The sequence below is a fragment of the candidate division WOR-3 bacterium genome (assembly GCA_011052815.1).
Classification (GTDB): domain Bacteria; phylum Hydrothermota; class Tepidihabitantia; order SM23-42; family SM23-42; genus DRIG01.
In genome coordinates, this window is record DRIG01000096.1 from 1 (window position 1) to 20,262 (window position 20,262).

General features: G+C 44.4%; 16 protein-coding genes. 14 read left to right on the forward strand and 2 right to left on the reverse strand.

The annotated features are described in order from the left end of the window. The 6 genes from ENI34_09425 to ENI34_09450 all read left to right on the forward strand — a co-directional run. A partial coding sequence (locus tag ENI34_09425) for a urocanate hydratase (protein HEC79337.1) occupies positions 1-627 on the forward strand: 627 nt, incomplete at its 5' end. A gap of 379 nt (positions 628-1,006) precedes the next feature. Next, positions 1,007-1,594, forward strand: coding sequence for a M23 family metallopeptidase (locus tag ENI34_09430; protein ID HEC79338.1), 588 nt, complete (start codon positions 1,007-1,009; stop codon positions 1,592-1,594). 7 nt (positions 1,595-1,601) lie between these two features. Further along, a complete protein-coding gene (nadA, locus tag ENI34_09435; protein HEC79339.1) occupies positions 1,602-2,507 on the forward strand; it encodes a quinolinate synthase NadA in 906 nt (301 codons plus the stop codon). A gap of 309 nt (positions 2,508-2,816) precedes the next feature. Beyond that, positions 2,817-4,070 carry a transcription termination factor Rho gene (locus tag ENI34_09440; GenBank protein ID HEC79340.1) on the forward strand — a complete coding sequence of 418 codons (1,254 nt, stop codon included), beginning with the start codon at positions 2,817-2,819 and terminating at the stop codon, positions 4,068-4,070. Positions 4,071-4,084: 14 nt separating this feature from the next. Next, on the forward strand, positions 4,085-4,324 hold the full coding sequence (locus ENI34_09445; protein HEC79341.1) for a 50S ribosomal protein L31: 240 nt from the start codon (positions 4,085-4,087) through the stop codon (positions 4,322-4,324). Positions 4,325-4,409: 85 nt separating this feature from the next. Next, entirely contained in the window at positions 4,410-5,456 is a 1,047-nt protein-coding gene (locus tag ENI34_09450; GenBank protein ID HEC79342.1) for a peptide chain release factor 2, read from the forward strand. A 2-nt stretch (positions 5,457-5,458) separates the two neighbouring features. On the opposite strand, the gene ENI34_09455 is transcribed toward ENI34_09450, so the two are convergent. Next, positions 5,459-6,778, reverse strand: coding sequence for a hypothetical protein (locus ENI34_09455; GenBank protein ID HEC79343.1), 1,320 nt, complete (start codon positions 6,776-6,778; stop codon positions 5,459-5,461). Positions 6,779-6,972: 194 nt separating this feature from the next. Further along, positions 6,973-10,407 (reverse strand): T9SS type A sorting domain-containing protein, encoded by a 3,435-nt coding sequence (locus tag ENI34_09460; GenBank protein HEC79344.1) that lies wholly within the window; start codon positions 10,405-10,407, stop codon positions 6,973-6,975. Between the two features lie 206 nt (positions 10,408-10,613). Between ENI34_09460 and ENI34_09465 the strand changes: the two genes are divergently transcribed. The 8 genes from ENI34_09465 (at position 10,614) to ENI34_09500 (ending at position 20,250) form a co-directional block, all read left to right on the forward strand. Continuing rightward, the gene (locus ENI34_09465) at positions 10,614-11,051 is read left to right on the forward strand and encodes an Hsp20/alpha crystallin family protein (protein ID HEC79345.1); all 438 of its coding nucleotides are present in this window, start codon (positions 10,614-10,616) and stop codon (positions 11,049-11,051) included. Between the two features lie 17 nt (positions 11,052-11,068). Then, positions 11,069-13,426 carry an endopeptidase La gene (lon, locus tag ENI34_09470; GenBank protein HEC79346.1) on the forward strand — a complete coding sequence of 786 codons (2,358 nt, stop codon included), beginning with the start codon at positions 11,069-11,071 and terminating at the stop codon, positions 13,424-13,426. Beyond that, complete coding sequence (locus tag ENI34_09475) at positions 13,423-14,505, forward strand: GWxTD domain-containing protein (protein ID HEC79347.1); 1,083 nt, start codon at positions 13,423-13,425, stop codon at positions 14,503-14,505. Before lon ends, ENI34_09475 begins: the two co-directional genes overlap by 4 nt. A gap of 437 nt (positions 14,506-14,942) precedes the next feature. Beyond that, positions 14,943-15,785, forward strand: coding sequence for a GWxTD domain-containing protein (locus tag ENI34_09480; protein ID HEC79348.1), 843 nt, complete (start codon positions 14,943-14,945; stop codon positions 15,783-15,785). Positions 15,786-15,814: 29 nt separating this feature from the next. Next, positions 15,815-16,486 carry an NYN domain-containing protein gene (locus ENI34_09485; protein HEC79349.1) on the forward strand — a complete coding sequence of 224 codons (672 nt, stop codon included), beginning with the start codon at positions 15,815-15,817 and terminating at the stop codon, positions 16,484-16,486. Further along, the gene (locus ENI34_09490; protein HEC79350.1) at positions 16,483-17,319 is read left to right on the forward strand and encodes a histidinol-phosphatase HisJ family protein; all 837 of its coding nucleotides are present in this window, start codon (positions 16,483-16,485) and stop codon (positions 17,317-17,319) included. Before ENI34_09485 ends, ENI34_09490 begins: the two co-directional genes overlap by 4 nt. Positions 17,320-17,356: 37 nt before the next feature. After that, positions 17,357-19,780 (forward strand): DNA gyrase subunit A, encoded by a 2,424-nt coding sequence (gene gyrA / locus ENI34_09495; GenBank protein ID HEC79351.1) that lies wholly within the window; start codon positions 17,357-17,359, stop codon positions 19,778-19,780. 26 nt (positions 19,781-19,806) lie between these two features. Further along, a complete protein-coding gene (locus ENI34_09500) occupies positions 19,807-20,250 on the forward strand; it encodes a cytidine deaminase (GenBank protein ID HEC79352.1) in 444 nt (147 codons plus the stop codon). The last annotated feature ends 12 nt before the right edge of the window (positions 20,251-20,262 follow it).

The window sequence follows — 20,262 nt, forward strand, 5'->3', positions numbered from 1 at the left end:
AGACCCCTCTTCTGTAACGGGAAAGGGCCGTTCCGCTGGGCGGCGTTGTCCGGCGATAAAAACGACATCTATGCAACCGATACAAAGGTTCTGGAAATGTTCGGTGACGACGATGCGATAAGGCGCTCGATTGAGTTGGCTCAGAAGAAGATTCCTTTTCAGGGGTTACCTGCCAGGATAATGTGGCTCGGATACGGAGAAAGAGACAAGCTCGGTCTGGAAATCAACAAAATGGTCAAGGAGAACGTTCTTAAAGCACCCATAGTAATCGGGCGGGATCACCTGGACACCGGTTCAGTGGCTTCCCCTTATCGGGAGACTGAGGGGATGCTCGACGGCTCAGATGCAATCGCCGATTGGCCCATCCTGAACGGCTTGCTCAACACCGCCTCAGGCGCCTCCTGGGTCTCGGTCCATCACGGCGGCGGTGTCGGCATCGGTTACTCGATCCATGCCGGACAGGTGCTGGTATGCGACGGCACCGAGGAGATGGCGAAAAGGATTGAAAGGGTTCTGACAAACGATCCGGGTATCGGCATTGTACGCCATTCCGATGCCGGATATGAAGAAGCCGCGGCGTTCGCCAAGGAAAAAGGAATAAAGATTCCCCTCGCGAAAAAAGAATAAATTAAAAAACTGCTTGACATCTTTGGAATCCTTTATATAATATCATTGGAGATAGAGATTGGAAATCATCGTCGTCTCACCTAAGGATAACAGGCGGATAAATTTGCACATAAGATTTATTTTCGTCGTCATCGCCGGTATTCTCTTCCTTTCACTCCTGGCTCTCTTTATCTACAATGTCACGGTCTTTGCCTCCCGTAAAGTCGATCAAAAAAGATTGACTCAGCTGCATACTGAAAATAAAATAGTACGGCAGGAGATCAAGCGCATAAAAAAAGAGTTCTCTGAGCTGACGATCTTCATTGACAGTCTACAGTTATATGATAAGAAACTGCGTGCTTACGCATCCCTGGAGCCGATCGACGACGATCTACGATATATGGGGGTCGGCGGCGAAGTCATCGGTATCTATGATGACACGGCTCTGTCAGACGAAGTACGGAATAATCTCAAACAACTTTCTCAGACCCTGGACAACCTCCTGGCTCGCTCCAGATTGCAGAAGAAGAGCTTTGATGAACTCCTCAATTACCTTGAAGAGAAAAAGTATCTGAGAAATCACACCCCTTCCCTCATCCCTGTCCACGGCTGGTTTATCAGCGGCTTCGGATATCGCATCGATCCCTTCACCGGTAAAGTCAAGATGCACGAAGGGCTTGATATCGCGGCTCCCATAGGCACGCCGATTGTTGCTCCAGCCGACGGTAAGGTCAAAGCCGTGGGAAACAAACATGGATTTGGTTTAACCTTGGAGATCGATCATGGATACGGATTCACCACCCTCTATGCCCACTGCCAGAGAATAAAGGTGAAAAAAGGCGATGTCGTAAAAAGAGGCGAAGTCATCGCCTATGTAGGTGATACCGGTAAATCCACAGGCCCTCACCTTCATTATGAAGTACGGATTTCCCAGGTACCGGTGAATCCGATAAACTACATCCTCACATCTTCGTCGGTTATCGACTGATCACTTGATGAAAAATTCTCTTATAGAAAAAATAAAAAGAATAAAAGAAAGAGAAAAAGCCATTATCCTGGTCCACAATTACCAGCTTCCAGAGGTCCAAAAATGCGGAGATTTTGTCGGCGATTCACTGGAACTCGCCCGGATCTCCCAAAAAGTAGATTGCCGGGTGATCCTCTTCTGCGGAGTCCACTTTATGGCTGAGACCGCCAAGATCTTGAATCCTGATAAAACCGTTCTCATACCCGACCTGCACGCCGGCTGTCCCATGGCCGATATGATTACTCCGGAACAACTGACTGAAGAGAAAAAACAACATCCCTCTGCAGCGGTGGTGACGTATATAAATTCGACCGCCCGCGTCAAAGCCCTTTCCGACATCTGCTGTACTTCGGCAAACGGCGTCAAAGTGGTCGGTTCCCTTCCGAATAAGGAAATCATCTTTATCCCTGATAAATACCTCGGCTCCTATGTGGCGAGACAGATTAAAGATAAAAAATTTCATCTGTGGTCCGGGTACTGCCCCACCCATATGGTATTTTCAAAAGAAAGACTCCTCGAATTGAAAAAAGAACATCCTGAAGCCAAAATCATCGCCCACCCTGAATGCAGAGTCGATGTTCAGGAAATCGCCGACGCAATCTGTTCAACGTCCCAGATGATCACCTATGCCCGAGAAGATAAAGCAGAGACATTCATCATCTGTACAGAAGTGGGAATGCTCTATCGTCTGAAAAAGGAGAATCCGGATAAAAACTTTATCCCCGGAGCGCCGCATGCCGTCTGTCCCAACATGAAACTTACCACCCTTGAGAAAGTCCTCTGGGCATTGGAAGATCTTAAATTTGAAATAACCGTGGATGAAGAGATACGATCAAAGGCATTGCAGACGATTCAGAAAATGATAGCGATCTAAACGCGGGTGTAAATTGACTCTTGACAAATAAAAAATAATAAATATAATAAGCTATCCTTATCTATCCAGAGAAAGATAAAAATCGGTTTCTTGGGAGATGAATATAAGGAGTAAATTGGTCTATCGGAATAAAGAGATGTAGGATAATTGATTACTGCCGTAAGACGATGTTGGTTTCCCGGCTTAAATATTAAATAGATGAAGAAATCCTACATTTCGGATTATAATAATACGGGGTTAAGTTACAGTGATGGGGATGAAAAAAGTAAAAATGGAAACCTTGTCTTTACATAAAATGGAAGGTGTAATATGGAAATAATGGAACTTAAGAAAAAGAAGGTTACTGAGCTTCATGATATAGCAAAGGAATTGGGTCTTTCGAACTTTACGGATTTAAAGAAACAGGACCTGATTCATGCGATCATTGAAGCTGAAACCCAGAGGTCTGAGCTTGTCCCGGTAGAGGGTGTTTTACAAATTCACCCTGACGGCTACGGGTTTCTGAGATCTCCTAATTATAACTATCTACAGAGTCAGGATGATATCTATCTTTCGATTTCACAGATACGCAAATTCAATCTCAAGATCGGTGATCACGTCAAAGGATTAGCCCGACCGCCCCGCGAGGGTGAACGCTATTTTGCCATGATAAAGATCGAACTCGTCAATAACATCCCCTTGTCCGAATTAAAGGAAAGAATCCTCTTTGACAACCTCACACCGCTCTATCCCAATGAACGGATTCATCTCGAAGTGGAAGGTAAAAACGATCTTTCGATGAGGATCGTCGACCTCTTCACTCCCATTGGAAAGGGTCAGCGTGGACTTATCGTTTCACCGCCGCGTGCCGGAAAAACAATTCTTCTTCAGAAAATCGCCAATGCGATAACCGTCAATCATCCCGAGATAAGCCTTATTGTCCTTTTGATCGACGAAAGGCCGGAAGAAGTCACTGACTTTGAACGTTCTGTGGATGCTGAAGTGATATCATCGACATTCGATGAAACGCCGGACCGGCACACAGAAGTCGCTCAGATTATTTTGGAAAGGGCGAAAAGAATGGTCGAATCAAAAAAAGATGTAGTGATTCTGCTTGACAGTCTGACCCGACTCGCCCGCGCGCATAATGCAATTGTCCCCCATTCCGGGAAAACGCTCTCCGGAGGTCTGGATTCCACTGCACTCCAGAAACCGAAGAAATTCTTCGGTTCAGCCCGTAAGATTGAAGAAGGCGGAAGTTTGACGATCATCGCTACGGCGTTGATCGACACCGGCTCAAGAATGGACGAGGTGATCTTTGAAGAGTTCAAAGGAACCGGCAATCTGGAATTGATCCTCGACCGAAGGCTGTCGGACCGCCGTATCTTCCCCGCCCTTGATCTCTATAGATCGGGAACGAGAAAAGAAGAACTGATTCTCACTGAACACGAACTCAACCGATTGTGGATCCTGCGTAAATTCCTCTCGGAGATGAATGTCATCGAGCAGATGGAGTTTCTTATTGAAAAGATGAAAAGGACGAAAACAAACAAAGAATTTCTTGACTCAATGAGCAGCGAATAAATAAGGAGGTAATGATGAAAAAGAAGATTCATCCGAAATACGGTCGCTGTATCATCACCTGTGCCTGCGGCAATAAGGTGGAAACAAGATCCACCGTGGAAAAGATCTCTGTTGATCTGTGTTCCAAATGCCATCCTTTCTTCACCGGCAAACAAAAGATCGTGGATTCCGCAGGCAGAGTGGAAAAATTCATAAAACGGTACTCCAAGAAAAAAAGTACCAAACCGCGGAAAACCAAGAAAAAGACCAAATAAACGATGAAAAGTTCTGATGCTCTGCATTTAATAAGTCACGACGAAATCAAAAAATTAAAAAAAGATTTCCAAAATCTAAAGGAGCATCTTTGACCTCGAGAAGATCGAACAAAAAGTAAAAAAACTTCAGGCAAAGACCTCGGCTCCCGACTTCTGGGACAATAAGGAAGAAGCACAAAAAACCATGTCGGAAATCAGCCGGGCGCAGTTCTGGCTTGATGAAATCAAAAAGATCGAAGAAGATATTGAACTCCTGGCGGGATTGATTTCCCTACCCGAGCTGGACGAAAAGATGGTGGCTGAAGCGGCTGAGGAATTCGCCAAGATTAACAAAAAAATTAAAGATCTCGATGCCCGCCTTCTGCTCGGTGAAGAGGACGACATAAAAAATTGCATCCTCAGCATTCATCCCGGTGCCGGCGGTACAGAATCCTGTGATTGGACGGAGATCCTCTTCAGGATGTACATGCGCTGGCTGGAGATGAAAAAATTCTCTTATCGAATTCTTAATCTCCTGCCTGGTGACGTCGCCGGGATTAAAGACGTCACAATAGAGGTGATCGGCAATTACGCCTATGGTCTATTAAAAGCGGAAGTCGGCATACATCGCCTGGTACGCATCTCGCCGTTCGACACCAATGCACGTCGACACACCTCTTTTGCATCGGTATTTGTATACCCCGAGATAGAAGAAATCCACTTCAAGATAAATGAAGATGACCTGCGGATCGACACCTTCAGGGCGGGTGGTCACGGTGGTCAAAACGTCAATAAAGTATCATCCGCAGTGAGAATCGTCCACATCCCGACCGGTATCACGGTACAGTGTCAAAATGAACGCTCGCAATTTCAGAATAAAGTGAATGCAATGAAAATCCTCCGCTCACGGCTGTATGATTACTACAGAAGGAAAGAAGAAGAAAAGCTGAACAAACTCGAAGCGCAAAAAACGGAAATTGCATGGGGGCACCAAATTCGTTCTTATGTATTCCACCCGTATAAGCTGGTTAAAGACCACCGCACCAACTTTGAAACTTCACAGATCGATAAAGTCATGAATGGAGAAATCGACGATTTTATTTACGCCTATCTCAGTATGAAGGCGAAGAAAAACTCACCCGGGAAAAACTAAAATCATTTAAAGAGGGAAAAGATAAAAAGTCCGCAGATCACTGCGGTGATGATGATAAGTGTAAGAAAATATTTTGCCTGTTTTCTTTCTTTCACCTCCTGTGTCATAATAAAACGGATTAAGGAATCGTTCATCTTCAAGACAGCGAGTTTCATCTCTTTACTGAACTCCACCAGGGAAATACTACATCCCTTGGTCTCTTCAAGTTTACGGCACATATCCTCGGTCGCCTTCTGATAACGCAACATCACCTCGCGGATCTGCTCAACGGTGTTCTCGGCGGTGCTGTTCAATACTGAATTCAAATCTTCCAGCCGCTGGTTGGTCGCCTGTGCCAGTGACGCCTGATTTTTACTTAAACCGGTTAATGCCTTGCGCAGATCAGAGAGCAACGGTTTCAACTCTTCAATGTTCTTTTCTGAACCGCGGTATATCGTCTGTATCGATTTCTGCAGAGCATCGAGATTGTGACTGATTGACTTCTGTAAAAGCAACAGCATCTCTTTCTGTTCGTCGGAAAGGGCGGTGAGCGAATTCTCAAGTGCAACAATCACCTCATCGAGACGCATTGTTTTACGCAACTGGAATATCGCCGCCTCGACATTGCGCACCAAACTGTCGAGCTGTTTTACATCATCTTTGAGCCGTTTTTCCTCTTTAACAGATTCGACTGTCTTCTTTCGGGGAACCGTCTTTTCTTTCGCCGCCTCCTTCTTCGGCTTGGGCGGCTTCGCTGTCTCTTCCTTTATTTCCTCCAGAATAATATCTTCACGAACATCCTCCTTCAAGATCTGTTTGGCGAATTTTTTGAGAAGGTCGTTCCGTCCGAGTGTCTTGTAAGTTTCATTTATCTTCTTGATGACCTTGCCGTCAAAAATACCGATCTCCTTTATCTTGTCGATCGCCTTCAACACCGCCTCTTCATTTCTCTGTGCGAGTTGCTTGTCAATATACGCAAAATAGTATATCAGAGCATCGCTCTTTTCATCAAGGTCGAGCAACAGACCTGCGATATCCCAATAGATTTCGATATTTCCCGGATCATACCGCAATATTTTCTTACACAAAGCAAGGGCGTTTCTGAAAAAAGTATCTTCCCGAAACGCCTCGACTCCCTGTTTATAGGTGTTTATCGCTGATTTTACATCATTTTCTTTAATATAGAAATCACCGAGCCGGTTGTAAAGAGTGCCGTCTTTTATGTTTGATTTCACACACTTCTGTAGTTCTTTGATCGCCTGCTTTATTTTGCCTTTTGATTCCAGCTCACTTACGCGCATCAAAATTTTGTTTGTCTCGGCTGGTTTTCCTCTATTCAGCATCTATCAACTCCTCTCCATCTGATAATAATATTCAAAATATGTCAGATGTCAACAAAAAAATGAAGCTCTTTTGAGGATTAAGTATCATATCGATAATCTTATTTCCTCTACACAGGTAATTTGAAGTGGAATTGCAGTATTGAAATTGCCGTCAGGAGTCTGTTATTAAATAACAGACTCCTGACGTTAAAGTTCTATTTTATGAAAATAAGTTTATTAGTTACAACTCCTTTCTCTGTCTTAATCCTTCCAAAATAGATACCGGCAGCAACCTCCTTTCCCTCATCGTCTTTACCGTCCCATACAACTGCGAAATTCCCTGGTTTCTGTCTTTCATTCACAAGAGTACGTACTTTTTTACCACAAACATCATAGACAATGAGATTGATATTCTGTGGATACGGTACTGCATAATCTATCTTTACAGATTTATTGAAAGGATTCGGGAAAGCAGAAAGTACCGGTATTATCTCAGCTGGCGTTATCGTTTCGTTTTCTTTTACACCCACTGTCGCCATAATCAAAACTACAGGAACACTGTCCGGATTATCGTCAAAAATTGAATTGGACCAGATAAGCAAGGTATCATAATATGTTTGCCCCCAGGTTAATCCCTGGCCTGTCGTGTCAGTAGTAACCCATACTGCCTGGGAATCATTAATTGGAACAGTAAATTGGGTAGGTGAAACAGAAATAATCCAAGGGCGGTTTTGTGCTTTAGTTATATTTGTCACCTGTAAGATACCTGTGGCAGATGCCTGATTAATCACCCAGAGTTGAGCCCATTTTGCACCTTCTGAAATAGCATTCACTGCTTGAAGTGCATCAATACGGCCGTTCCCTGACAAAGTATCTCTTCCTGATGTCTCAATATCAAGAGCAGTCGTTTGTAAAAGACTGTCTATCTGACGTGGAGTTAATGCTGGATTTCTTTCAAGCATTAAAGCAACTGTGCCGGCAACATGGGGTTGAGCAAAAGAGGTACCATTAATACCAGAATCATAACCATTGTTTGTAGCGTGATCAAGAGATTTCACCCCAACACCCGGTGCTGCAAGGTCTGGTTTAATCAATCCAGGCGGATACGGATAATCGTTATAACCGGTTGTATTCCATTGGGTCGGACCATAACTCGACCAGGAAGCGATATTATCTGTTTGATCAGTTGCTCCGACAGCTATGGATGCACTATTCCCTCCATTTGGTGCATACCACGGTCCAGGGCAATCAGCCGGTGAATTAATATCCTGAGGGACAGTATAATGACCATACGGCGGCACACTCCTGCCATTCCCCGCAGCATTACACCAGACAATACCTGCAGCATAGACGGTATTGGACTGACCACGACACCAATCTTTGATTGAACTACTCGGATCTTCCCAACCAATTGAACAACTAAGGAGGTCAGCATTGTGATTCAGAGCAAATTGAATTGCCTGTCCCATTTCATTATTAGTACCAGGATATATTTTTAAAGCCATTATCTGAGCATCAGGGGCAACACCGGTATTTGAACCGCTCGTTCCATCACCTGCGACAATGCCAGCAGTTTGTGTTCCATGACCGTCATCGTCCATTGGGTCATTATCATTGTTCGAAAAATCATAACCATGATTTGGATAACCTGCACCACTACCGTCCCACATATGATCATTAAGGTCAGTATGATTATAATTCACCCCTGAATCCATATGTCCCACAATAACACCGCTTCCGGTATAACCAAGGGTATTCCAGACATCATCAGCATTTATCTTAGCAACCCCCCAACAGATTTCCCTGCCATCTTCAGCTGTAAAATCAATGTGTTCATAGGTTGGCTCTTCGACCTCCTGCACCCCGATTATCTGCAAGGGTTCTGAATATCCGATCTCCCATACATCCTCCCGATATGCAACTTCTCTGATTACTTCAGGTTTTGCCTTGAAACAGATTGTATTTGTGGTCCACTGCGAGACAATATCTCTGACTTTGCCTTCCTTTTCTTTTCCTTTTAAATAAAGCAACAAGGAACGTTGATCTTCATTCGCAAGTCTTTGACATTCATCAATCACAAATCTTCTTCTGTCAGGCTTTGGCATTTGTTCAGCGCGTGGGATGAGATAGTCAGGATTGAGCTGCTTGGCGAGCATCACAAAGACAGGGATAAAATCCTCTGTGGAAGAATTAGTAATAATATCATCAAGTAAGGGGTCGATTGGTTTTGAACTGTGATGAATGAGATATTTTTCCGCATAAAGATAATCCCCAAAGGAATAATTGTAATTTATAGTGATGATTGCAGGATGATGTGTGATATCTCCCTGTCCCATAATTCTCCGCGATGTATAAATCTCAAGGCCATCAGTCCCAGAATTACGTGTGTCTTCCCATGCCGCATACCAGTATGAGGAAGTATAGAGAAGGGCGACTGAATGGTAATTGCTGTTTACTGTGCTATTCTCGTCAACAGTCTCTGGCGGGCTCAGCCAATTAACACCATTATCAAGTGAATAATTAAATCTTATCCTATTTGCAGAATAAAGGTAACATACTCCTATCGTAGCATCATTTCCGTAGAGTCTTGGGTATGCCTCATTTTGAGTATCATTTGTCAAATCAACAATGCTTGCCCAACTAATACCGTAATCAGTGGAATAATTAAACATTATATCAGCATCAAAAGCCCCAACATATCCCTGATATGCAATATAGGCCTTGCCGTTGGAACAAAAGACCGACGGATTACGATCCGGGTTTGTATTACTCGTACCCCAGCCAGACAACCCACCTGAACCACCAAGGGTGTCGAACATACACATTACATTCCAATCACCACCACCTTCATCCTGTTCCCAGCCATGAACTGCAATGTAATTTGAGCCATCGTAATTAACACCTATTGATGTCATACCATCAGGACTTCCATCTGAATTCAGAGAATAGATACTCCAGCTTCCACCAATACCACCATCTGTTGCATAAATCCAAGAAGTAACCGTTTCGGTTCCATTGTCAAAGGTCCAAGTCGATAACACAAGTTGATCGTTATTCCCCCAGGTTACGGCTTCAGGATAAGTACGATTATTCACATTCCCAGCCCCAAACCAGTAGAAACCATCCAAGCTATCAGGATCGTTAAAGGCATCATCGTAAGAACGCATCCAAATAACTTCATCATTATAGGTGGGCGGTGAAACCAATGAACCCCAAACCCAGATTTTGCCATCATCTGATATTGCTATTTCGGGGTAACGGACATCAATGCTTGCATAATATACTCGATTATCCCAAGTTTGACCATTATCAATGCTAGTCGCAAGTCCCCAACCATAGGTCCCTGAACTTGTCATTGTCTCATAACATACGTAGATTCTTCCCAGTGCATCTTGCGCCATCGACAACAATTGATCATCATTATTATAAACATCATCAACATGAACATCAGCTTCCCAGGGAGCATCTCTTCCCTCTAACCATGGTGGATAGTTAGTTGTTCCTGTATAGATGACTTCAACCTGAACTGGGAACTTTTCTGCTTGCATTGTAATTCTATTCACTGCGCTTGCCGGTATAGATACCGGCTTCATTTCCGCAGCAACGACCATAATCAACAGACAAACAAGACACATGAGTCCTCTTTTCATACCTTCCTCCTTTCTATTAATCCATTATAAAACCATTACAATAAACCCCTCATTTCCCTCCTTTGTGACATGCAACTAAGACTTAAGTCTAATTCAAAAAACACCACTAACACACTTCTCCTATATTTTATTATAATAAACATTTTTGAAATGTCAAGTGTCAAATGGTCACCTTGACACTCCCCTTTTTTAGGGTATAATTCATTATGAAGGACTCGCTGTCTAAACTGAAACAGGACTGTGAAAGCAAGGAACTTAAGGTGATCTTTAACCGAAGCCCTGATTTTGACGAAGAAAGTTTGATTTCGCCCTTTATTCACTGGCAACCTCTCTTTGACCTCTACATCGTGAATCAAGAGGTGGTTGTCACTATTGAATTAGCCGGTGTCGATATAAAAGACTTGTCAGTCTATATCAATAAAAGATATATGGTCGTGGAAGGAGTAAGAAAATCAGCAAGTTTTATGAACAAAGATACCTGTATCTTTCATAACATCGAGATTCCTTATGGTCGTTTTTATCGAAGAATCGACTTTCCCCTGCTCATAGAACCCCGTGAATATCAATTCAATATGTGCAACGGGCTGTTGCTCATTAAATTCCCCGTTATGAAAGAAAAAGTCATTCCAGTGGAGGATGGTTAAGGATTGGAGGTTCTTTTATGGATGAAAACAAATCCATTCAAATCCCCGATGAACTGGGCATAATTCCGATAAAGGGCGGTGTTGTATTTCCTGACCAGCCCATTCCGTTGATCATCCATACTCCGAAACTTGCGAAATTGATTGATGAAATTCTCACGACGAACAAACTCGCCGGAGCACTGACCCAGCGCGATCCCAATATTGAAGAGCCCAAACCCAATGAGGTCTTCACCACGGGTTGCGTGATTCAAATAAACAAGATGCTCCGTTTTCCCGACGGCACGATAAGGTTGTTGATAAGAGGTCTGAAGCGGTTTAAGGTCGTCAAATTCACACAGACCGAGCCCTATTTAAAGGCGAAGATAAAGATAATAACCGGTGAACATAAAAGAACAATGGCGATTGAAGCCCTGATGCGCAATGTCGTGACGATGTTCCAGAACCTCGTCTCCCTGGCGCCTTATCTGCCTGATGAACTGGGCGCCATTATTCTCAATATCAATGACCCTGACCATCTCGCCGATTTCGTCACCAGCTATACAAACTTTGATTTCAACGAAAAGCAAAGCCTTCTTGAAATAGTCGATCCCAAAGAACGTCTCACCAAACTTATTCCGATGCTGCAGAAAGAAATCAGCATTCTGGAGCTCGGCGCCAAGATTCGTTCTCAGGTAAAGAACGAACTCGACAAAGGACAGCGTGAATTCTATCTGCGGGAACAGCTGAAGGCGATTCAGAAAGAACTGGGTGAAAGCGACGACCACAGTCGGGAGATTGAAGAATTGAGAAAAAAAATCCTTGCCGCCAAGATGCCTGAACAGACAGAAAAGGTTGCATTAAAAGAGCTGGAGCGCCTTTCACGTATTCCACCCCAGGCAGCGGAGTACACGGTTGCAAGGACCTACATAGATTGGCTCGTGACCATTCCCTGGTCAAAATCATCAAAAGACAACCTGGATATCAAGAGGGCGGAGAGAATCCTCAATGAAGACCACTATGACCTTGAAAAAGTGAAACAGCGGATCCTCGAATATCTCGCCGTCAAAAAACTGAAGCCCGATTCAAAAGGCACTATTCTGTGTTTCATCGGCCCGCCGGGCGTAGGTAAAACTTCTCTGGGCCGTTCTATTGCCCGCGCCCTCGGAAGAAAATTCGTCCGCATCTCACTCGGCGGCATCAGAGATGAAGCGGAAATCCGCGGACACCGCAGGACCTATGTCGGCGCACTGCCCGGCAGAATCATTCAATCCCTGAAAAATTGTGGAACGAATAATCCTGTATTTATGCTCGATGAAATCGACAAAGTCGGAGCTGATTTTCGGGGCGACCCTTCTTCGGCATTACTGGAAGTCCTTGACCCGGAACAGAACAACAGTTTTTCAGACCACTATCTCGAAGTCCCTTTTGACCTTTCAAAGGTTATGTTCATCGCAACGGGCAATGTCGTTGACCCGATAATTCCGGCGTTAAAAGACCGTATGGAAATCATCGAGTTGCCCGGTTATATACTTGAAGAGAAACTTCAGATTGCAAAAAAATACTTGATTCCGAGAAGGATTCAAGAAAGCGGCTTGAAGAACACCCATGTGGCTTTCACCGACGGTGCACTGAAAAGACTTATATCTGAATATACCAAAGAAGCCGGAGTAAGGAATCTTGAACGGGCGATCGGGTCAATATGCCGTAAAATAGCAAAACGTGTCGCTGAAGGAAAACGGCGGAAAGTGACGATCACCGCAAAGAAACTCCAGCAATTCCTGGGACCGCCCAAGACCTATTCTGAAGTGGCGGCGCGCAAAGGAGAGATCGGAGTAGCGACCGGCCTGGCGTGGACGCCCTTTGGCGGAGAAATCCTCTTCGTCGAATCCATCACCATGTTCGGCAAAAAAGGATTGATTCTCACCGGCTTACTGGGTGATGTTATGAAAGAATCCTGTCAGGCGGCCCTTTCCCATCTGAAAACCAAATTTCCATCCTGGAATCTGCCGGAAGATTTTCTGAAAGATAAAGACATCCATATCCATATTCCTTCTGGCGCAATACCGAAAGACGGTCCTTCAGCCGGTCTGGCAGTGGCGATGTCACTTGCTTCGCTCTTCAAACAAAAACCGATAAACCCGAAAATCGCCTTTTCCGGTGAAATCACCCTCACCGGCAGGGTGCTGCCTGTCGGTGGCATCAAAGAAAAGGTGATCGCCGCGAAACGGGCCGGGATTGAAACGGTCGTTCTTCCCCTGGATAACAAAAAAGAACTTTCAGAAATCCCCAAACACGTCAAGGCGGGTTTATCATTCATCTTCGTGAAAAACATCGACCAGGCGTTGAGGATCGCCTCTTTTTCCAAAACCGCGGGAAGGAAAAAACTGAAAAGATGATTCTTTTGATTTTTCTGTACGCCCAAGTCACCTGGCAGGCTGTAAACCGACCATACAGCGAGCTCGAACAGGAGCTCGTAATATACTTCTCCATCTCTGAAAATAGATTAAAACCAGTGGCTGAAGACTCGCTCTTCTATGTCGAATACGAAACCCAATTAAAGGTCTTCGACAAAAAACACAACCAGTTGACCGGAGACTACTGGGAGACAAAACATATTCGGGACACTGCCACCATAAACGACTCCGTAAAACTGAAAATGCCCAAGGAGAGTGACTACTTCGAGATGAAAATTATTGATCTGAACGGAGGTGAAGTCTTCAGAACCACTGATAAAATATTAAAGATAAAATATATCGGCGATATACAATGGAGTATAACGAAAGATACTTTAACCGTCGTATATACAATAATCAATCCGAATGCCGAGGTTGATTGGATGTTGATAAAGATAGAGGAGCTCGAACAGACATTCACCGTGGAGAAGGGACGGTTTCATGACACCATCAAGGTGGATGTAAGTACACTTCCAAACGGGAATTACAAACTCCGGATTGAGATGTATGCCGATTCAAGAAAACTGGACCTGGTTCAGGTGCCGATCACCGTATCCAGAATTTTTTTCCTGGATGATGCCTCCTGGAACCTGAAGGTCGAACAACTGATGTATATCGCCACACCGAATGAAATAAAAAAACTGAAGGATGCGAAGAAGAGTGAACGGGATTCGCTGTGGCGTAGTTTCTGGGAACAGCATGATCCGACTCCGAACACCCCTTATAACGAAAAAGAGATTGAGTATTTTGAACGCATCGAATATTGCGAAGCCCACTTTTCCCACGGCGACACCGGCTGGCGCAGTGACCGGGCCAAGATATATGTGAAGTACGGGCCACCGGATGAGATTCAATCATATCCCTATTATAGTCCCCCGAAAAATCCTTACAATCCCATACCCACACTATACGACGCCTATCTTGTCTGGAATTATTACCGCATCAATCGTCAATTCATCTTTGGAGACAAACATGGTCTGGGTCAGTATATTCTTCTGAACCCCGGAGGATCTAATTTATGATTGTTCTCCTGTTTTTTCTCACATCGGTCGACACCCTTAATTTTTACGTCGATCCTGTTGTCTATCGTTCAACAATAACAATAATGGACACCATTGAACAGACAACAAAAAAAGAAGACATCTTCTATCTGGAATTCAACTGCGCCATTCCTTATCATGAACTTTCTTTTGAAACGAAAGACAACACAATCAGAGGAAGGGCGACCATCACCTTCAAACTCACAAATCTCAACCGAGCCGATTCGTTAATCGATACCCTATATCGGCAGTTCAGTATTCCATCCTTTGCCACGGCGGCGAAAGAGCAGATTTCTTTCATCATACAATTCGGCCTTCATCTTCCTGCCGGTGATTACCGCTATGAAATCAAGGTCATCTCAGGTGATAAAGAAGGAAAAACAGAAAAAAAATTGTCCATTTGCAAAAAAGACTACCGAATGAGCGATCTCCTTCTTGCAAAAGAGATCGTAAAAGACACCATTGAGAACTATCTGCGTAAAGGGAACCTCAGGGTGGTGCCCCATCCCTCACACTGGTTTACTGAACGCTACACAACCCTCTATATCTACTATGAAATTTATGACATTGTTCCTGATTCAAACAGAATAAAGGTCGTTTATACAATCAAAGATGAAGCAGGAAAGACTCTGCGTAAAATACCTCAATATGTGGAAAAGAAATTCACATCCCAGGCACTGAACTTGGGTTTGAATATCGAAACATTTAAAACAGGTCGCTACACCCTCGTGGTCGAAGTCGAAGATCCAACTGCAGCGGCGCCGAGCCGTAAACAAACTTCCTTCCGAATCATCAAGGCCGTCAAAGAAGAGCCGATAAGCTACGAGGGGTTACCCTACTACGATAAAATCGGTATCTTTCTCTCACCCGCAGAATACAGGGCTTTCCAAAATATGCCGGAGCAGGGCAAAAAAACCTATCTCCAGAAATTCTGGACTAAAATGGACTACTTTGAAATCGCCCGGCGGTTCGAATATGCAGAAGACCATTACCGCCAGGGGAACAAACCCGGCTATGAAACAGACCGCGGAAAAATCTATGTAAAATACGGTCCGCCCGATGAAAAAGAACTGAGTACGATCGCTATAGAAGAATCAAAACCTTATGAACGATGGTACTACTTCAACGGCTATCAGTTCATCTTCGTCGACGTCCGCGGGACAAATGAGTTCACCTTAGTGTGGACGAATGTAAGGGATGAACATTCCCAGCCGACTTTATACAAATATCTCCCCGCAGCAATCCGAGAGGAGATTAAATAGAACTTGTGGAGCTAATAAAGGAGGTAAATATGGAATTAAATCAAGATATTAAATTAGAAATCAATAAAATAATCAGTGAAACGATCAAGCAGGAACTACGGCATAGTGTAGAAACTATAAAAAATGATTTCATATCATATATAGAAAAACACAGTGAATGTAACCAAAAAATTTATGATGAAATACATTCATTAAAAGAACTTATTGAATCATCCACAATTCTTAAAAAAGAAAGAATTGCCTTATTTGTCGATTCCCAGAATCTATACTATTCAGCCCGTATGGGTTATGCAGCCAAAGTAAATTACGAAAAGCTTCTTAATCTCATCACCGGCAACAGAAAGATGGTTAAAGCATTCGCATATATCGTACAGCCGCCCGACGGTGACGTAAAACCGTTTGCCACAAGTCTTGAACGAATCGGTTATCTCGTCAAGATCAAAGACGTCAGGACGCGCGCCGATGGTTCGGCAAAGGCGAATTGGGATATGGGTATCGCCCTTGACATTCTCGGAATCCTGGACAGGGTCGACACGATCGTCCTCGCATCGGGAGACGGAGATTTTGCACCACTGGTTGATTTTATAAAAGCCAAGAATAAACGTGTTGAAATCTTTGCCTTTGCGGAAAACACCGCTTATGATTTAAAGGAGAAAGCGGATAAATTCGTCCCCCTCGGTGAAAATATTATACTGACATGATTGACTATCACATTCATACCAGCCATTCAGTCGACGCCGAAGGTTCGATAAAAGGCTACTGTGAACAGGCGGTAAAAACAGGGCTCAAGGAAATATGTTTCACCAATCACTGTGAACTCGACCGGATGCGTGACGATAACTTGATAAGGTTCAATACCGACGTAGAGCCGATAACGCACAATAATCTTTTGAAACTGCAGGAAGAAATTCTTCAGGCGAAAGAGCATTATAAAAAGTTCGGCCTTGCAGTAAAATTCGGGCTTGAGGTGGGTTATTACGAAGGTATTGAATCACGCCTCAAGGAAATTACAGAAGGGCTCGAACTCGATTTCTTGCTCGGCAGCATACACTGTCTTGACCATATCTGTATCGACAGCTCAAAAGAACACGAAATCTATTTTTCCCGACATCCTGTGCAGGAACTCCTGGTGAAATACTTCCAGGAAGTCGAGAAGCTCGTCAACAGCGGACTTTTCGATTCAATCGGGCACCTGGATGTCTACAAGAAATACGGCATAAAATACTACGGAGAAGAGATAAGAACCGTTCAGGATGACATCTTACGCAAACTCTTCAAATTGATGAAAGAAAAAAATATCGCACTGGAAATCAACACCGCCGGACTGCGGAGGATCAATGAATTCTACCCTTCCCCCTCGATCATGAAGATGGCTTACGACGCCGGGATAAAATTGCTTACAGTCGGCTCGGATGCCCATAAAGTCGAAGACCTCGGCAAAGATATAGACAAGGCTGTAGCTTATGCAAAATCGTTCGGTTTCGACACACTCGTTCGTTTTGAAAAAAGAAAATCCATCCCCATAAACGTCTGATTGACTTTCAATAAATTCTGGGTATAATAATACTACTATGACAGAGCGGATAACCAATGTTTACATAGAAGACGAAATAAAATCATCTTATCTCGATTATGCAATGAGTGTAATCGTTGGCCGGGCTCTGCCCGACGCCCGTGACGGTCTCAAACCGGTACAGCGGCGCATCCTCTATGCAATGAATGAAGCAGGAATGCACTCCAACCGTCCCTTCAAAAAGTCAGCGACCGTGGTCGGTGATGTGCTCGGTAAATATCACCCGCATGGCGATATGGCGATCTACGATGCACTTGTCCGGATGGCTCAAAGCTTTTCCATGCGTTATGCACTGGTCGACGGTCAGGGTAATTTCGGCTCAATCGACGGAGATGCCCCTGCTGCATACCGTTACACCGAAGCAAGACTCACTGCTCTCGCTGAAGAAATGCTGAAAGATCTAAACAAGGATACTGTCGACTTCACTCCTAATTTCGACGGCAGGCTCAAAGAACCAGTAGTCCTTCCTTCGGCGTTTCCCACCCTTTTGTGCAACGGGTCTTCAGGTATCGCCGTGGGGATGGCGACGAATATTCCACCCCATAATATGAACGAACTGACAGATGCGCTCATCGCGATGATCGACAATCCTGAAATAAAGACTGAAAAACTTCTGGAACTTGTGCCCGGCCCTGATTTTCCGACGGGCGGAATCATCATTGGAAAAACGGGTATAACCCAGGCGTATAAAACAGGCAGAGGACGTATTGTATTAAGAGGAAAGATAAGGATAGAAGATATAAAAGGCGGAAAGCAGGCGATTGTAATAACCGAAATTCCTTATCAGGTCAACAAGGCGAGCCTTCTGGAAAAAATAGCGAGTCTGGCAAGGGCAAAAAAGATTGAGGATGTGACGGACTTACGGGATGAATCCGATAAAGATGGCATAAGGGTCGTGATTGAATTGAAACGCGATGCCAATCCCCAGATCGTGTTGAACAACCTTTATAAGTATACCTCATTGCAGACAACCTACAGTATTCAACTGCTCGCCCTTGTTTCCGGAGCTCCGAAAACCCTTTCGTTGAAAGAACTACTCCAGCAATTTCTCGATTTTCGTTTCGAGGTGATTACCCGCCGGACAAAGTTTGAGCTGGCTGAGGCGGAAAAACGCGCCCACATTCTGGAAGGACTGAAGATTGCAATCGAAAACATCGATGAAGTCGTAAAGATCATAAAAAAATCCAAAGACGTCAAGACCGCCCGCCAGAAATTGATGCAAAGATTTTCATTAACAGAGATTCAGGCGCAGGCGATCCTCGATATGAGACTGGCCAAGTTGACCAATCTCGAAAAGGACGCCCTTGATAAAGAATATCTCGGTCTTATAAAAGAGATCGCCCGATTAAAATCAATCCTCAGTTCTCCCAAGGGTGTTTATGCACTCATAAAAAAAGAATTAAAGGAACTGAGTAATAAATACAGAGAACCCCGCAGAACCCAGATCATCGACGCCGAACCTGAAGAATTAACCATCGAAGACCTCATCGGCGAAGAAGATATGGTCATCACCCTGACCCATCGCGGCTATATAAAACGCCAGCCGATTTCAACCTACCGCAAACAGATGCGCGGCGGCCAGGGAAGAAAGATAGTGGAAATCGGGGATGAAGATTTCGCAACCCAGCTGCTCATAACAGTGACCACGGACACCCTGTTGTTTTTCTCAGATAAAGGCAAGGTCTATGCGCGTAAGGTCTATGAGATTCCTGAAGCAGGGCCTTTTTCCAAAGGACGTTCCATCGCCAACTTCATAGAACTCAGCGAAGGAGAAAAAATCTCAGCCTGTTTGATGTCTATAAAACAGTTTTCCAACGACCACTTCATCTTTATGGCGACCAAGAACGGAAAAGTGAAAAAGACCAATCTTGCGGATTTTGCGAACATCAGAAGAAAAGGTATCATTGCGATCAACCTCCTCCCTGACGACAGATTGATTGAAGTCGGTTTGACCAACGGAGACAACTCGATACTGCTTACGACGAGGGACGGTCTGACGATAAGATTTTCTGAAAAGCTGATAAGACCGATGGGCCGGAATGCCGGTGGTGTACGGGGAATAAAATTGTCGAAAGGGAATGAAGTCGTTGGATTCAATATCGCCCGTGAAAACGAAGACATGCTCATCATCAGTGAAAGAGGCATTGGCAAACGCGTCAAGTTCTCTTCCATAGGAGAAAAGGGAAGAGCGGGTAAAGGAATGAAGGCGATGACCATCGATCAAAAAACAGGTAAGGTCGCCGGGGTTACAAATGTGAACGATGAAGACGACCTCATCGTAATGACAAAGGCGGGCAAGGTCATCAGAACACCCGTAAAGATGATAAAGGTGTTAAGCCGACAGGCAAAGGGAGTTAAAATCATCTCGTTGAGCAAAAATGATAGGGTCTGTTCCATCGCCTGCATCAAGGCGCAGATATAACGGCGCCGTCATGCACGATCTCGATTATGCGTAAATCCTGGGATGAATATTTCATGTCCATCGCCGAACTCGTGTCAGAGCGTTCAACCTGTCTGCGTCGGCATGTCGGCGCGGTGATCGTAAAGAACAAAAGGATTCTCGCCACCGGCTATAACGGAGCGCCCAGCGGAGTGGCGCACTGCGAAGAGGTGGGTTGTCTTAGGGAAAAATTAAAAATCCCTGCAGGTGAACGCCATGAAATATGTCGGGGAACCCATGCCGAGCAGAATGCGATCATCCAGGCGGCAACCTTTGGAGTGGACATCAGCGGTGCTGTCATCTACAGCACTCATCAACCATGTTTTATCTGTACGAAGATGCTGATCAACGCCCATATATCAAAGATTATCTTCAAGAACAAATATCCGGACAAGCTGGCGATGGAAATGCTCGAACAGACGAAGATTCCCTGCATACAACTCAAAAAATAGTCCCTTTTCCAC

What these genes read in the sequence shown, in the direction of transcription:
- ENI34_09430 (HEC79338.1), top strand. Translation starts at nt 1,007, where the DNA reads ATGGGGGTCGGCGGCGAAGTCATCGGTATCTATGATGACACGGCTCTG.
- nadA (HEC79339.1), top strand. Translation starts at nt 1,602, where the DNA reads ATGAAAAATTCTCTTATAGAAAAAATAAAAAGAATAAAAGAAAGAGAA.
- ENI34_09440 (HEC79340.1), top strand. Translation starts at nt 2,817, where the DNA reads ATGGAAATAATGGAACTTAAGAAAAAGAAGGTTACTGAGCTTCATGAT.
- ENI34_09445 (HEC79341.1), top strand. Translation starts at nt 4,085, where the DNA reads ATGAAAAAGAAGATTCATCCGAAATACGGTCGCTGTATCATCACCTGT.
- ENI34_09455 (HEC79343.1), bottom strand. Translation starts at nt 6,778, where the DNA reads ATGCTGAATAGAGGAAAACCAGCCGAGACAAACAAAATTTTGATGCGC.
- ENI34_09460 (HEC79344.1), bottom strand. Translation starts at nt 10,407, where the DNA reads ATGAAAAGAGGACTCATGTGTCTTGTTTGTCTGTTGATTATGGTCGTT.
- ENI34_09465 (HEC79345.1), top strand. Translation starts at nt 10,614, where the DNA reads ATGAAGGACTCGCTGTCTAAACTGAAACAGGACTGTGAAAGCAAGGAA.
- lon (HEC79346.1), top strand. Translation starts at nt 11,069, where the DNA reads ATGGATGAAAACAAATCCATTCAAATCCCCGATGAACTGGGCATAATT.
- ENI34_09475 (HEC79347.1), top strand. Translation starts at nt 13,423, where the DNA reads ATGATTCTTTTGATTTTTCTGTACGCCCAAGTCACCTGGCAGGCTGTA.
- ENI34_09480 (HEC79348.1), top strand. Translation starts at nt 14,943, where the DNA reads ATGAGCGATCTCCTTCTTGCAAAAGAGATCGTAAAAGACACCATTGAG.
- ENI34_09485 (HEC79349.1), top strand. Translation starts at nt 15,815, where the DNA reads ATGGAATTAAATCAAGATATTAAATTAGAAATCAATAAAATAATCAGT.
- ENI34_09490 (HEC79350.1), top strand. Translation starts at nt 16,483, where the DNA reads ATGATTGACTATCACATTCATACCAGCCATTCAGTCGACGCCGAAGGT.
- gyrA (HEC79351.1), top strand. Translation starts at nt 17,357, where the DNA reads ATGACAGAGCGGATAACCAATGTTTACATAGAAGACGAAATAAAATCA.
- ENI34_09500 (HEC79352.1), top strand. Translation starts at nt 19,807, where the DNA reads ATGCGTAAATCCTGGGATGAATATTTCATGTCCATCGCCGAACTCGTG.